Raw genomic sequence first — 14444 nt, forward strand, 5'->3', positions numbered from 1 at the left:
CGCTCAGAAGCAAGGGGCCTTCGGGAAGTCCGGGGCGGGGCCACCCAGCACGAACACCGTGCAGCCGACGGTGGGGAGCTGGTCGGGGAACCCCTCACTGGCGATGTGCTGGTCGTTGTGGCTGAAGAACGACCGGACGACCGAGGAACCACCGCAGACGAAGTAGTCGACCCCGGTGCCGTTGTCGGCGACCACGGAGTCGGCGACGAAGACCGCGCTCTCCGAGCAACCCGCCGCGGTGCCGTTGAGGCGCAACAACGACTTCTCCACCCGGACGGGGCCACCTTCGAGGGCCTGCAGGCCGAGGCCGTTGCCGGTGACCTCGCTGGCGGCCACCCGGAGTTCTCCGCCGTACTCGGCCCGGGCGCCGGTGTCGTTGCCCACGAGCGCGGAACCGGTCAGCGTCGTGGCGGCACCGGCGACCTCGAGACCGAGGTCGCCGTTCCGGTTGATCTGCAGGCGGTCCAGCACCACCGTCGCCGGGGGACCCTGGTCGTCGGTGGGGGGCAGGTCCGGCAGGTCGAAACCGCCGGCGTACTCGTACTCGTTCTCCGGCGTGCCGGTGTAGACGCCGACCGGGAACCCGACGACCTCGCCGTCGGAGACGGTGACCCCGTCGGCGGTCACGGAGACGCCGATCCCGGCGCTGCCGACGATGGAGTGCCCACCGAGGTCGAGGGTGACTCCCGGGGTGTCGATGCGCAGTCCCGGGCCGTCCTCGCAGTACAGGGACTCGGTGAGCCGGGTGTTCGCGGTGAGGGCGTCCCCGCAGGCCACCGGGTCGTTCGCCGCGGCGGCGGTTCCGGCTCCGGCGAACAGCATGGCGGGGACGAGCAGGGTGGTGGCGAGCAATCGCACGGGGTGGTCCTCTCTCGGATCCTCACGAGTGGTCACAGTGGTGGGAAGAGATCGCGAACTCAGGGGCAGGGCACGGCGGCGGGAGCCGAGCGCCCGTCGAGGAAGCGCGTGCAGGAGAAGGCGATCTGGCGGGTCGCCAGAGCGGGATCCACGACCTGCACGTCGTTGTGGACGAAGAGGCTGCCTGCGACCGACGAGCCGGCGCACCCGTTCACGCGCACCGCGGTCCCGCTGTCGAGGACGACCGAGCGTCGTACGTGGAGCGTCCCGGCGTCGCAGTCCAGCGCCCGCTGGTTGCTGCGGACCGTGGAGTCCGTGATGCGCACGTCGCCACCGTCGTAGGCGGAGACCGCGGTCGGGTTGCGGGCCAGGTCGGACCCCTCGACCGAGACGACGCCGTCACCTTCGGCGAGGACGCCCCGGGAGTTGGCGCGCACCTCCGAATCGCGCAGCACCGCCTCGCCGTCGCTGTCGATCCCGGTGATGTTGCGCAGCAACGTGACCCGCTCGACGGTCGCCGAGGCGCCGCCCCAGACGGAGATCCCCTCGCCGAAGGCGGTGACGGTCCCGCCCCGCACGACGACGTCACGTCCCTGGACGAGCACCCCGGACGAGCCGCCGCCGACGATGCGGTGCCCCGCCAGGTCGAGGACGACGCCGTCCCCCCTGACGACGAGTCCGTTCCCTGCGTCGGGACAGACCAGGTCCTCGGTCAGCGTCGTGTCGACGGTGAGTCCGGCACCGCAGGGCAGGCGAGCGGCTGCGTGGGCCGGAGCCGCCGAGAGGGACAGCGCCCCGAGGGCGAGGACGAAACCCGCGGTCCGCAGGCTCCGGGTCCGAGAACCTTGGCCGGTGCTTCGTCGCACGGTGTCCCACCTCCACGTCGCAGCGTTGTGAGTACTGACAGTACCCACAACACCACACGTCGTGGAGTTTCTCCGCGATCAGGCGTTGACGAACTGCACGTCGCTGATGGCCGTGCGGTCGAAGCGCCCACCCGCGCCCGGTCGGGTCACGGAGTCGACGGTGAGGGCCACGGAACTCGCCTCCACCGCGGGGACGGGCACGCGTTGCAGGGCACGGTCGCCGTCGCGCAACTGTTGCTGCACCGTCACGGGTCCGGTCGGGGTGGTGAACGTCCAGGTCACCGCGAGGATGCGCCGACCCTGCGTGTAGCGGTCGGTACCGTCGTGGGGGTCGACCTTCGCGAAGCCGTTCACCAGCCCGACCTCGGTGATGCGCACGGGGGAGTCGAAGGCGAACTGCAGCGTCGAACCCGAGGCGTTGCCCTCGGTGCGCCACGCCGTGCTCGGGTCGCCGTCCAGGACGTTCGCGGCCCGGTAGGTGGTCGTGCGTCCGGCGGAGTCCGCGGAGTCCGGTGACGTGCTGGGCGCGGTGACCTTCGACGGCGCGAGCACCCCGGTGGGGTACTGGACGGTGGGGGTGGCCTCGGCCGTCGCGGGGGGAGCGCTCACCGGCACCGGGTCGGCGGAGGGGGTGGCCGCGGGGGTGGAGGGGGCCGCGGAACGCGTCGTAGCCGCCTGCACCGTCCTCGTGGTGTCCTCGTCGGGTTTCAGCAGCCACCACGCGGCGATCCCCACGGCCGCGACGAGGGCGACGGAGAACACCGCGATGATCTGCCGGGACTGGCGTCGGGAAGGACCCCGACCGTGGGACCGGGCCGCCCGGCGCGTCGGGTCCGGTCGGTGGACGACCTCGAGCCGGTCCGGCGCGACCACCCCGACGGCCCCGTCGCGCGGGGATCCGCACGTCCAGCAGAAGGTGTCGGCCTCACGCATGCCTGCGCGGCAGGCCGGGCAGATCGTCGTCGTCGGCACGTCGGAGGATCCCCGTCCTTGGGTGTTCTGGGCAACTGCCACGGCGACGTCCTGTCCCCGGGAGATCACAAGGTACCCCCGGCCGGGGTCCAGGGTCAGCCCCCCGGCCGGGGTGGAGCGGAACGGACGGAGCCCCCGTCCCGACGCGGTCGGCGTCGGGACGGGGGCTCCGGGAACTCACTGCGAGATCGTGGTCCGAGGATCAGATGTCGTAGTAGAGCTCGAACTCGTGCGGGTGCGGACGCAACCGGATCGGGTCGATCTCGTTGGTGCGCTTGTAGTCGATCCACGTCTCGATGAGGTCGGGCGTGAACACGCCGCCCTCGAGGAGGTACTCGTGGTCGGCTTCGAGCGCGTCGAGCACGGACCCCAGGTCGTAGGGGACCGTCTTGATGTTCGCGTGCTCCTCGGGCGGGAGCTCGTAGAGGTCCTTGTCGACCGGGTCGGCCGGTTCGATGCGGTTCTTGATGCCGTCGAGGCCGGCCATCAGCTGCGCCGCGAACGCGAGGTACGGGTTCGCCGACGGGTCCGGCACGCGGAACTCGATGCGCTTGGCCTTGGGTGAGTTGCCCGTGATCGGGATGCGGATGCAGGCCGAGCGGTTGCGGGCCGAGTAGACCAGGTTCACCGGTGCCTCGTAGCCCGGGACCAGACGGTGGTAGGAGTTCACCGTCGGGTTCGTGAAGGCCAGCAGCGACGGTGCGTGGTGCAGCAGACCGCCGATGTACCAGCGCGCGAGGTCGGAGAGACCGCCGTAGCCCTTCTCGTCGTAGAAGAGGGGCTCGCCGTCCTTCCAGAGCGACTGGTGGCAGTGCATGCCGGAACCGTTGTCACCGAACAGCGGCTTGGGCATGAAGGTCACGGTGTGACCGTTGCGCAGCGCCACGTTCTTGATGATGTACTTGAAGAGCAGCAGCTGGTCGCCGGCGTTCTTCAGGGTGTCGAACCGGTAGTTGATCTCGGCCTGACCGGCGGTGCCCACCTCGTGGTGCGCGCGCTCGACGCTGAGACCGGCCTTCTCCAGCTCCACGACCATCTCGTCACGCAGGTCCGAGAAGTGGTCGATCGGCGCGACGGGGAAGTAGCCACCCTTGTACCGGGTCTTGTACCCGAGGTTGCCACCCTCCTCCTTGCGACCGGTGTTCCACGCGGCCTCGATGGAGTCGATGTGGTAGTACGACTCGCGCTGGTTCGTCTCGAAGCGCACGTCGTCGAAGATGTAGAACTCGGCCTCGGGGCCGAAGAAGACGGTGTCGGCGATGCCGGTCGTCTTCAGGTACGCCTCGGCCTTGGCCGCGATGTTGCGCGGGTCCCGGCTGTACGCCTCGTTCGTGAACGGGTCCACGATCGAGTGGTTGATGACGAGGGTCTTCTCCTTGCGGAACGGGTCCAGGAAGGCCGACGTCGGGTCCGCGATGAGCTTCATGTCCGACTCGTGGATGGCCTGGAAGCCGCGGATCGAGGATCCGTCGAACATCTGGCCCTCGGAGAGCGCGTCGAGGTCGAGCGTCTTCGCGGGGATGGTGAAGTGCTGCATCACGCCCGGCAGGTCGCAGAACCGGATGTCGACGAACTTCACGTCCTCACTCGCGATGTAGTCGAGGACCTCTTGGGCGTTGCTGAACATCCAACCTCCAGAAACGGATCCGGCCCGGATGTCGAGCCGCCGCGGACGCGCTGACCGTAGGGGCACGATGTTTCGTGCTCGTTACGACCGCGTTTCCGGCAGCTTACCGAGATCGTGGAGGTGGGGACAGGGAGACCCGCCGAGCCCACGTACGCTGACCGGGTGGCCGAGCGATCGATCGAGAACACGCCCCCGCAACCCGCCGGGGTCCGGCTCGGACTGCCCGTCGAGGGCCGCGGCTCCGTGGCCGGCTGGGGGCGTCGCTTCCTCGGGGTGCTCGTCGACTGGGTGATCGCGAGCCTCATCGCCCGCGCCTTCCTCACGTCCCTGGGGGCCCAGTTCGGTCCGCTGCTGGTCTTCTTCGTCATGCACCTGCTGCTGGTGTCCACGATCGGGATGACCATCGGCCACGCCGTCGTCGGGATCGCGGTGCGGCGCCTGGACGGGCGTCCCGTCGGCTTCGTCGCCGGCTTCGCCCGCGCGCTGCTGCTGAGCATCGTCATCCCCGCGGTCATCACCGACCCCGACCGCCGCGGGCTGCACGACAAGGCCGCCCAGGTGGTCGTCGTGCGGCGCTGACCGCCCCCGCGCACGACGAAGCCCGCCGCTCTGCGCGACCTCGACGGTCGTGCGAACGGCGGGCTTCCCCGTTGCGGTGCGAGCGGGCGGTCAGCGACCGCGCATGGCCCGACGGTCCGGGCGGGCGCGCATCGGGTCGATGCCCTTGGGCACCGGGGGACGGATGCCGCCGAGGGCCTTGAGGCGCTTCTGCACGGTGGCCACCTCGTCCTTGGTCAGCTGCGGCTTGAGGCGCTGGACGCGCGACGCCAGCTTGCGCAGCGGCACCTCGTTCTCGCCGCCACCGTCGCCGACGGTGAACAGGTGCACCGGGACGTTGGGCGCGATCCGGTTGACCTTGCGGCGTTCGGCCTCGAGCAGCTTCTTGACCCGGGTCGGCGGACCGTCCCCGACGAGGACGATCCCGGCGCGACCGGTCGCGCGGAAGACCATGTCCTGGCTGCGGGCCTCGGCGGCGACGGGTTCCTGCTCGATCGTCCAGCCGCGGCGGATGGAGCTCAGGGCCGCGCCGGCGGCACCCTTCTGCCCGTCGAGGTTCATGTAGGCGGCGCGCTCGGCGCGCCGGCCGAGCAGGAACATCGCGAGCAGGACGCCGACCATGACGCCGAGGATCGTGAAGTAGATCGGGTGGTCCACGAGCAGGCCCAGGACGAGGCCCACCACGATCGGCCCCAGCAGGGCCGCCAGCAGCACCCACTTCGCGCCCGGGTCGACCCGGACGGTCATGTCGTAGACCTGCTTCAGCTGGCGGGTCCGGGCGAACCGCTGCTTCTTCGGCTTCTCTGCCGGGGTCGCGCCCGCAGGCTTCTCACGTCGTGCCATGCGGGCAAGGATACGGCCCCGGCCGGGGAGCCCTGGATCAGCGCGCGAGCAGGCTGGACGCCTCCTGTGCGGCGGGGCTCTCCTTGTCCAGGTGGGCCAGCTGCTCGGGGAGGGCGACGCCGCGCTTCTTCATCGCCTGCGCCCACAGGCGGCCTGCCCGGTAGGACGAGCGGACCAGCGGACCGGCCATGACCCCGGAGAAGCCGAGGCGCTCGGCCGCCTCGGAGAACTCCACGAACTTCTCCGGCTTCACCCACCGCGCCACGGGGTGGTGGCGCGGGGTCGGCCGCAGGTACTGGGTGATGGTGATGATGTCGCAGCCCGCACCGTGCAGGTCGGCCAGCGCCTCGAGGACCTCCTCGTCGGTCTCACCCATGCCGAGGATGAGGTTCGACTTCGTCACCAGCCCGGCGTCGCGGCCCTGGGTGATCACGTCGAGGGAACGGTCGTAGCGGAACGCCGGGCGGATGCTCTTGAAGATGCGCGGGACGGTCTCGACGTTGTGCGCGAACACCTCGGGCCGGGCGTCGAACACCTGCTGCAGCAGGTCCGGGCGGCCGTTGAAGTCCGGGACGAGGATCTCCACGCCCGTGCCCTCGTTGTGCGCGTGGGTCTGGCGGATCGTCTCGGCGTAGAGCCACGCGCCGCCGTCGGCCAGGTCGTCACGGGCGACCCCGGTGATCGTGGCGTAGCGCAGCCCCATCGTCGCGATCGACTCCGCGACGCGGCGCGGTTCGTCGCGGTCCAGCGGCGAGGGCTTGCCGGTGTCGATCTGGCAGAAGTCGCAGCGGCGGGTGCACTCCGAGCCCCCGATGAGGAAGGTGGCCTCGCGGTCCTCCCAGCACTCGTAGATGTTGGGGCAGCCCGCCTCCTCGCACACCGTGTGCAGTCCGCCGGACTTCACCAGGCCCTTGAGCTCGGTGTACTCCGGACCGGTGCGGGCCTTCGTGCGGATCCACGACGGCTTCCGCTCGATCGGCGTCTCGGCGTTGCGCGCTTCGATGCGCAGCATCCGCCGCCCTTCCGGTGCGAGAGTCACGCCCACCAGCCTACGTCGGGCTCACCCGCGAGGTGCCCACCCCCGGGGGTCGACCCCGCCGGGGACGTCGGCCCCGGGGTCGTAGGGGGTGCGGGTGAGGCGGAAGCTGGCCAGGTCCAGGTGGCCGACGATGCCGTCGGCGCCGCGGACCGGGCGCAGCAGTTCGCCCGCGTAGTAGTTGTCCAGCCCGCGCCAGGTCCCGGGTTCGCCGGCGGGGACGAAGCGGGACGCCCGCCCGCGCCCGGTCATGCCCCCCAGCTCGAAGCCGTCGCTCGTGGCGCGGACCAGCAGCGGCGTGGGCCCCCAGTACCAGGGCCCGACGAGCTCGAGGACGTCGGCGGGGACCTCCCGCGGGACCCACGGCGCGGGGGAGAGCGGTTCCTGCGTCGCGAGGGTCGACAGCAACCGGCTCGGCAGGTCCCCGAACCCCGAGGTCGAGTTCGTCAGGGCGATGACCGCGTCGCCGGTCTCGACGTCGACGCGCAGCATGGCCACGAACCCCGGCATCGACCCGGAGTGGCCGGCGTGGCGGCGGCCCTCGACGTTCCAGAGCTGCAACCCCAGGCCGTAGCCGACCGACCAGGGTCCCCCGCGGGCGTCGTCGACGCTCTGCGGTTCCCACATCGCCTCGACGGTGTCGCGCCGCAGCACCGGCGAGGTACCGGCGACGACGCCCACCCAGCGCGCGAGGTCGGCGACCGTCGACCAGATCTGGCCGGCGGGGGCCATCGCGCCGGCGTCGTGCTCGGGTTCGGGCAGGACGACGTCGGCCCACGGGTGCACGGCCAGACCGCGGGCGGCGGGGGCCTGCGGGCGCATCGTGGTGCGCGACATGCCGAGGGGGAGGAGGAACTGGGTCGCGACGACGTCGCGCCACGTGCTGTCGCGGACCCGTCCCACGAGCTCGCCGAGGACGCCGAAACCGACGTTGGAGTAGTGGAAGCGGGTGCCCGGGCGGTGCCGCACGGCGGAGGCGCCTAGGATCGGGAGGAGGGAGCCCCAGTCGCCGCCCTCCGTGCGCTCCCACCAGGGCCCGTCGGTCTCGGCCTGCACGCCGCCGGCCTGGCCGAGCAGCTGGCCGACGCTCACCCGCCCCACGCCGTCGGTGAGCTCGGGCAGGTGCGCGCGCACCGGGTCCTCGAGACCGACGAGACCGTCCTCGACGGCGCGCATCACCGCGGCCGCGACGAACGTCTTCGAGATCGACCCGACCCGGTACTGGGTGTCGCGTGCGTCCAGGGGGGCCTCGACCCCGGTGCTCCCGGCGGCGGCGCTCCAGACCAGGCTCCCACCGCGCACGAGACCGGCCACCACCGAGGGCAACCGGGAACTGCTCTGCTCACGGGCGAGCAGGTGCTCGAGGGTGCGGGTGGTGCCCGGCAGCAACGTGACGTCCATGCTCCGACCCTGCCAGAGCTCGCCTCCGGGCCACCCGGCAGGATCGGGGCGTGGACCTGCGCATCTTCACCGAACCCCAGCAAGGCGCCAGCTACGAGGACCTGCGACGGGTGGCCGTGGCCGCCGAGCAGACCGGGTTCTCGGCGTTCTTCCGTTCCGACCACTACCTGACCATGGGCGGCTCCGGCCTGCCCGGTCCGACCGACGCGTGGACGACGCTGGCCGCGCTGGCCCGCGACACCACCTCGATCCGCCTGGGCACGCTCGTCAGCTCCGCGACCTTCCGCCACCCCGGGGTGCTGGGCATCCAGGTGGCCCAGGTTGACGAGATGTCCGGCGGCCGCGTCGAACTCGGCCTCGGGACCGGGTGGTACGAGGAGGAGCACACCGCCTACGGCATCCCGTTCCCCCCGCTGAAGGAACGCTTCGACCGCTTCGCCGAGCAGCTCGCCCTCATCACCGGGTCCTGGGCGACGCCCGTGGGGGAGACGTTCGACTTCGCCGGTGAGCACTACCGGCTGACGGGCTCGCCGGCGCTGCCCAAACCCGTCCAGTCGCCGCCGCCGATCATCGTCGGCGGGGCCGGGAAGAAGCGCGGGGCGGCGCTGGCGGCGCAGTACGCGGCCGAGTTCAACTCCGGGTTCTCCTCACCGGCCGACACGGCCGCCGCCTTCGGCCGGGTGCGTGAGGCGTGCTCGCTCGTGGGGCGCGACCCCGCCTCGCTGGCCTACTCCTCCGCCCTCGTCGTGTGCTGCGGTCGGGACGAGGAGGAGGTGGCCCGCCGGGCGCGGCACATCGGCTCGGAGGGCCGCGACCCCGACGAACTGCGGCAGAACGGGCTCGCCGGAACGCCCGCGGAGGTCGTCGACGCGATCGGTCGCTACGCCGAGGCCGGGGTCGAACGGATCTACCTGCAGATCTGGGACCTGGACGACCTCGACCACCTCGAGCTGATCGCCGCCGAGGTCGCACCCCAGCTCTGACCCCCCGGTGTCGTCCCTCCCCCACACGGCGGGAGGGATGACGCACGGTCCGCCTGGGGTGACGGTGTCACCCCAGGTGAGAGTTGTGGTGGCGGTCCCGGCCGGTGCACCCTCGCAGCAGTCGACACCGAGTTCCGGGGTCGGGTCAGGGTGGGAGGGCACAGTGCGGGAGCACGAACGTGCGGATGCGCCCACGGTCAGCGTCGGCGTCCCCGTCTACAACGGCGAGGCGTACCTCGAGCAGACCCTCGAGGCGCTGCTGGACCAGTCGTACACCGACTTCGAGCTCATCGTCTGCGACAACGCCTCGACCGACCGCACGCGCGAGATCGCGGAGGGGTTCGCCGCCAGCGACGACCGCGTCCGCTACCTGCGCAACCCGAGGAACATCGGTCTCGCGAAGAACTTCAACCGGGTGTTCCAGCTCTCCCGCGGGAAGTACTTCCGCTGGGCGATGGCCGACGACCTCGTCGACCGCACCAACCTCGCGGACTGCGTCGCCGCCCTCGAGGCGGATCCCGGGGTGGTGCTCGCCGTGCCGACCTGGGACCTCATCGACGCCGAGGGGCGCCCCGCCCGCGGCGACCGGGAACTGGCCTCGTTCAGCTGGGACGAGGACCCGGGTCGCCGGATGGCGCAGTTCCTCGACATGATCAACGGCCGCTCCTCGATCGCGGTGCTGGCCTACCTGTCCGGGCTGATCCGCAGCGAGGCCGTGTGGGGGACCGACCAGCTCGGCAGCTACCCGTGCTCGGACCAGGTCCTCCTCGGGCAACTGCTGCTGCGTGGCCGGTTCGTGGAGGTGGCGACCCCGTCCCTGCACGTCCGGTTGCACGAGGCCTCGGCCGGTCACGGGATCGGCACCGGTGACTACGCTGCCGTCCACCGCACGTTCTTCCCCGACAACCCGCCGGCGAACCTGTTGCGCTGGAGGGCGACCCGCTACCGCAAGATGTGGGACGTCCTGCGCGACGCCGCGAGCTCGTCCTCGCAGCGGCTCGCGCTGCAGGCCCGCTACGCCAAGGGGTCGGCCATCCAGCTGCTCCCGATCTGAGCTCCCGGTCCGAGCCCGTCGCCGGGATACCTCAGCCGGGGAGGTGCGCGGCGGGGAGGAGTTCCTCGACGACGTCCGCGGCGTCGAGGACGCCGACGCGGCGCCCCGACCGGGCGCTCAGCGACGCCGCTCCGGCGTCGGGCAGACCGCAGGGGACGATGTGGCTGAAACCCCGCAGGTCGGTGTCGCAGTTCAGGGCGAAACCGTGCATCGTCACCCCCTTCGCGACCCGCACCCCGATCGCGGCGAGCTTGCCCTCCGAACGCCACCCGGGGGCCAGCGGTTCGGCTCCCGTCCAGACGCCGGTGCGGTCCGCCACGCGGTAGCCCTCGACACCGAACCGGGCGCAGACCGCGATGAGGAGTTCCTCGAGGCGGCGCACGTACCCCACGACGTCCAGCGCCCCGTGCAGCCGCACGATCGGGTACCCCACGAGTTGTCCCGGTCCGTGCCAGGTGATCCGCCCACCGCGGTCGACGTCGACGACGGGGGTTCCGTCGTCGGGACGTTCCCAGGAGTTCGTCCGCCTGCCGGCGGTGTAGACGGGGGCGTGCTCCAGCAGGAGGACGGTGTCCGGTCGATCACCCGCGACGACCTCGGTGTGCCGGGCCCGCTGCAGCGCCCAGGCTTCGCGGTAGTCGACCGGGCGCGACCCCAGGGCAACCCGCTCGACCTGCAGCGCCGCCACCCCGAGCTCCAGTCCCCGCACCGGGTCAGCCTACGACGCGCGGTCCCGAGGTCCCCGCCCGCCGGCCGTTCTGGGACCCTGTGCCCGTGCCCCTCACCACCATCCTCACCGCCGACGTCGTGGTGCCGCTCGCGGGTGCCGGTCCCGAGCGGCACCGCATCCTCGCCCCCGGGGCCGTGGCCGTCAGCGGCCAGACGATCGTGGCGGTCGGGACGCCCGAGGACGTGCAGGCCGCTCACCCCGACGCCACGGTGGAGCACCTGCCCGGTCGGGTCCTCATGCCCGGTCTGGTCAACGCCCACCACCACTCCGGTCTGCTGCGCGGCACAGCCGAACACCTGCCGGTCTGGGAGTGGCTCCGGCTGCACATCGACCCGATGCACCGGGTGCTGCGCCCCGAGGAGGCCGAGGCCGCCGCGTGGCTCTGCTACGCCGAGGGTCTGCTCTCCGGCACGACGACCGTCGTCGACATGTGGCGCTACCTCGACGGCGCCGCTCGGGCCGCCACGCAGCTGGGGAACCGGCTCGTGACCGTGAACTACGTCGGGGCCCACCCCGAGCACGACTACTTCGACACCCTCGACGACAACGAGCGCATGCTGCGCGAGTGGGCCGGCGCCGCCGACGGCCGCATCGTGCCCTGGGTCGGTCTCGAACACCCCTTCTACGCCGACGAGGCCGGTCAGCGCCGCGCCATCGCCCTGGCCAACGAGTACGGCACGGGGCTGTACACGCACTGCTCCGAGGCGGAGGTCGAGATCGAGCAGTTCCAGCAGCGCTACGGCGCCCGTCCGGTGCACGCCCTCGACCGGTTGGGTTTCTTCGACACCCCGCGCACGGTCCTGGCCCACGCCGTCTGGCTGGACCCGTCCGAGATCGAACTCCTCGCCGCCCGCGGTGGCGGCGTCTCGCACAACCCGGTCAGCAACATGAAGCTCGCGAGCGGTTTCGCCCCCGTCGCCGAACTCCTCGAGGCCGGGGTGGCCGTCGGGATCGGCAGCGACGGCGAGAAGGAGAACAACAACCTCGACCTGTTCGAGGAGATGAAGGTGGCCTCCCTGCTCGGGAAGCTGCGCACGCTCGACGCGGCGGCCATGGACTCCTGGCAGGTCCTCGAGATGGCGACCCGCGGCGGTGCCCGCGCCATGGGGCTCGACGAGACCACGGGATCGCTGGAACCGGGCAAGCAGGCCGACGTCATCGCCGTGCGCCTCGACACCCCGCGGATGACGCCGCTGTTCACCGCGGGCCCCTACACCAACGTCCACCACAACCTCGTCCACGCCGTCCGGGGGTCCGACGTCGACCTGACGATGGTCGCCGGGAAGGTCGTCGTCCGCGGTGGGGAACTCCTCACGGCGGACCTGCACGAGGTCATCGCCCGGGCGAACGCCGCCGTCCCCGGCCTCTTCGCCCGTCGAAGCGCCTGGCTCGCGGAGAACGGCGAGCCGGAAGGAGTCGTGCCGTGAGCACCGGAACCCCCGTGACCCCGGTCACCGAGACCGACCTCGCGCGTCTGCGCGACGCCATCGTGGTGTCGCGCCGGGCCCGCGAGAACGGCCAGCACCCCTTCGGGGCCGTGCTCGTCGACCCGTCCGGAGCCGTCGTCCTGGAGTCGGAGAACAGCGTCCCCGCTGACGGCGACTGCACCGCGCACGCCGAGCTGAAACTCGCCCGCGCCGCGTTCCAGGCCTTCGGGTCCGCCGCGCTGGCGGAGTTCACGCTCTACACCAGCGCCGAGGCCTGCGCGATGTGCTCCGGGGCGATCTACTGGTCGGGCATCGGCCGGGTCGTGCACGCCCTGAGCGAGGCCCGGCTGGCCGAACTCACCGGGGACCACGAGGAGAACCCGACCATGGCCCTCTCCAGCGCCGCCGTGCTCAACGCCGGGCAGCGGGTCGTGCGCGTGGCGGGCCCGGCGCTCGCCGACGAGGCCGCCGCGGTGCACGAGGGTTTCTGGGTCTGAGCCTCCCGTGAAGCTGTCGGAGCTGGTCGGGGTGCGCGCCCTCGGGCTGCGCGTCGTCGTCGGCGGCGGTACCGCAGGAGAACTCCCGGTCACCGGCGCGTTCATCACCGATCTGCCCGATCCGTCGCGGTTCCTCGGTCCGGGGACCGTCGTCCTCTCCAACGGTCTCTGGGTGGAACGCCCCGACGGCGTGGAGCGGTTCGTCCGGGCCCTGTTGGGCGCCCGCGCGACCGCCCTGGTCCTGGGGCTGGTGGAACTCGGGGAGGTCCCGCCCGAACTCGTCGAGGTCGCCCGGCGCGAGGGGCTCGTCGTCGCGACGCTGCCCGAGGGTGCTTCCTTCGGCTCCGTCGTGCAGGCCGTCGTCGAGGGGGTCGGCGGGCCACCGGCGGCGACGTCGCCCGCGGCGGAACTCGCGGCGCGGATCCAGCAGACCGTCGCGGACGGGACGCTGGAGCGGGGACTGACCCTCGTGCGGGACCGGTTCGGGGTGGACTGCTGGGTGGTCGACGACGACGGCACCGTGCCGGTGGTCGCGGGTGACCTCGACGCCGAGCTCGTCGTCGCCGTCTGGGCCGGGAAGGCCCCCTCCGTCGGAGTGACGTGGTGGCCGCTCGGGCCGCCGCCCTCGCGGGCCCGGCTGGTGGCCCACCACCCCGGTGCGGACCTCGTCCCGGAGGCGGCCCGGGCCTTCGACACGCTCGCCGCGGTGCTCCGCCCGGAACTGCGCTTCGCCCACCGGTCCCGCACGGCGCGCTGGGAGCGGACCTCCGGGCTCCTCGCCGCCGCCACCGACGAGTCCCTGCCCCGGGGGGAGGTCGCCGCGCTGTCCCGGCTGGCCGCGCTCGACCCGCAGGAACCCCTGCGGGTCCTGCTCGCCCGGACCACCGGAGCGGAGTTCCCGGTCGAGGCCCTCGTCGAACTGCTGGGCCGGGTCGGCGCGGGCGACGGTGTGCGGATCGCCGTCGGGCTGCACGCGGTCACCGCCACCGCCGTGCTCTCGGAACCTCCCGCCGCACCGGACCTGGGCACGCGCCTGACGCAGGCGCTGCCCGAACCCCTCGACCTGCTCGACGGGCGGACCCTCGTCGTGGCCACCAGTGACCCCGTGACCGGGGTCGGGGGGTTGGCGAGCGCGCTGGCCGTCGCCACCGAGCGCCTCGGGGAGTTCGACGCCCGCCCCGGGCCGGTGGACGGAACCGTGGTGCTGCTGGACTCCTCGGCCGGCGGCGACCACCGGTCGCTGCTGCGGATGCTCCCCGCCTCCGCCCGGACGGCCTTCGCCGCGGGCGTCCTGGGCGAGCTCGAGGACTACGACCGCCGTCACGGCGCCGACCTGGTGAGCACCGTGCGGGTCTTCCTCGACCACGGCGGGTCCTGGCAGGACGCCGCCCGGGCGCTGCACGTGCACCCCAACACCCTGCGCTACCGCATCGCCCGGATCGAGGAGGTCACCGGCCGCGACCTCTCCACCATCCGGGACCGCGTCGACGTGTTCCTGGCGCTGCAGTGCCGTCCCGCCCCCGGGGACGGCTGAACCCCGCACGCAGCTCGTCGCAACGTCGACGAAACACCGCGGAAACCTGGTGGTCGCA

At 72.2% G+C, this 14444-nt stretch carries 14 protein-coding genes; 6 read left to right on the forward strand and 8 right to left on the reverse strand.

Annotated features, from left to right (window positions below; translation table 11 throughout):
* Window positions 1-3: 3 nt before the first annotated feature.
* The 4 genes from OG218_RS23255 to glnA all read right to left on the reverse strand — a co-directional run bounded on the left by OG218_RS23255 (window position 4) and on the right by glnA (window position 4323).
* Entirely contained in the window at window positions 4-858 is an 855-nt protein-coding gene (locus OG218_RS23255) for a hypothetical protein (protein ID WP_328295591.1), read from the reverse strand.
* A gap of 59 nt (window positions 859-917) precedes the next feature.
* Window positions 918-1724, reverse strand: a complete 807-nt coding sequence (locus OG218_RS23260) for a right-handed parallel beta-helix repeat-containing protein (protein ID WP_328295592.1) — start codon at window positions 1722-1724, stop codon at window positions 918-920.
* A gap of 78 nt (window positions 1725-1802) precedes the next feature.
* Entirely contained in the window at window positions 1803-2738 is a 936-nt protein-coding gene (locus OG218_RS23265; RefSeq protein ID WP_328295593.1) for a discoidin domain-containing protein, read from the reverse strand.
* Window positions 2739-2898: 160 nt separating this feature from the next.
* Window positions 2899-4323: a type I glutamate--ammonia ligase gene (glnA, locus tag OG218_RS23270; protein ID WP_328295594.1), complete on the reverse strand. Its 1425-nt coding sequence runs from the start codon at window positions 4321-4323 to the stop codon at window positions 2899-2901.
* Between the two features lie 162 nt (window positions 4324-4485).
* Here glnA and OG218_RS23275 point away from each other — a divergent pair, with 162 nt between their 5' ends.
* On the forward strand, window positions 4486-4902 hold the full coding sequence (locus OG218_RS23275; protein WP_328295595.1) for an RDD family protein: 417 nt from the start codon (window positions 4486-4488) through the stop codon (window positions 4900-4902).
* 90 nt (window positions 4903-4992) lie between these two features.
* Here OG218_RS23275 and OG218_RS23280 read toward each other — a convergent pair whose 3' ends face one another.
* Genes OG218_RS23280 through OG218_RS23290 form a run of 3 tightly spaced genes read right to left on the reverse strand, consistent with a single transcriptional unit; the run spans window position 4993 to window position 8161 of the window.
* Entirely contained in the window at window positions 4993-5724 is a 732-nt protein-coding gene (locus tag OG218_RS23280; RefSeq protein ID WP_328295596.1) for a DUF4191 domain-containing protein, read from the reverse strand.
* 37 nt (window positions 5725-5761) lie between these two features.
* Window positions 5762-6763: a lipoyl synthase gene (gene lipA / locus OG218_RS23285; protein ID WP_328295597.1), complete on the reverse strand. Its 1002-nt coding sequence runs from the start codon at window positions 6761-6763 to the stop codon at window positions 5762-5764.
* A 21-nt stretch (window positions 6764-6784) separates the two neighbouring features.
* Entirely contained in the window at window positions 6785-8161 is a 1377-nt protein-coding gene (locus OG218_RS23290; protein WP_328295598.1) for a serine hydrolase domain-containing protein, read from the reverse strand.
* Window positions 8162-8211: 50 nt separating this feature from the next.
* Here OG218_RS23290 and OG218_RS23295 point away from each other — a divergent pair, with 50 nt between their 5' ends.
* The gene (locus tag OG218_RS23295; RefSeq protein WP_328295599.1) at window positions 8212-9144 is read left to right on the forward strand and encodes an LLM class F420-dependent oxidoreductase; all 933 of its coding nucleotides are present in this window, start codon (window positions 8212-8214) and stop codon (window positions 9142-9144) included.
* Between the two features lie 163 nt (window positions 9145-9307).
* Window positions 9308-10198, forward strand: a complete 891-nt coding sequence (locus OG218_RS23300; protein ID WP_328295600.1) for a glycosyltransferase family 2 protein — start codon at window positions 9308-9310, stop codon at window positions 10196-10198.
* A 31-nt stretch (window positions 10199-10229) separates the two neighbouring features.
* On the opposite strand, the gene lipB is transcribed toward OG218_RS23300, so the two are convergent.
* Window positions 10230-10898 carry a lipoyl(octanoyl) transferase LipB gene (lipB, locus tag OG218_RS23305; RefSeq protein ID WP_442906549.1) on the reverse strand — a complete coding sequence of 223 codons (669 nt, stop codon included), beginning with the start codon at window positions 10896-10898 and terminating at the stop codon, window positions 10230-10232.
* Window positions 10899-10972: 74 nt separating this feature from the next.
* On the opposite strand from lipB, the gene OG218_RS23310 reads away from it, so the two are divergent.
* Genes OG218_RS23310 through OG218_RS23320 form a run of 3 tightly spaced genes read left to right on the forward strand, consistent with a single transcriptional unit; the run spans window position 10973 to window position 14386 of the window.
* Window positions 10973-12355 carry an amidohydrolase family protein gene (locus OG218_RS23310; protein WP_328295602.1) on the forward strand — a complete coding sequence of 461 codons (1383 nt, stop codon included), beginning with the start codon at window positions 10973-10975 and terminating at the stop codon, window positions 12353-12355.
* Complete coding sequence (locus OG218_RS23315) at window positions 12352-12852, forward strand: nucleoside deaminase (RefSeq protein ID WP_328295603.1); 501 nt, start codon at window positions 12352-12354, stop codon at window positions 12850-12852. The genes OG218_RS23310 and OG218_RS23315 overlap by 4 nt, the downstream gene beginning before the upstream one ends.
* Window positions 12853-12859: 7 nt before the next feature.
* Entirely contained in the window at window positions 12860-14386 is a 1527-nt protein-coding gene (locus tag OG218_RS23320; protein ID WP_328295604.1) for a PucR family transcriptional regulator, read from the forward strand.
* Window positions 14387-14444 lie beyond the last annotated feature (58 nt).

This window comes from Kineococcus sp. NBC_00420 (assembly GCF_036021035.1).
GTDB lineage: Bacteria > Actinomycetota > Actinomycetes > Actinomycetales > Kineococcaceae > Kineococcus.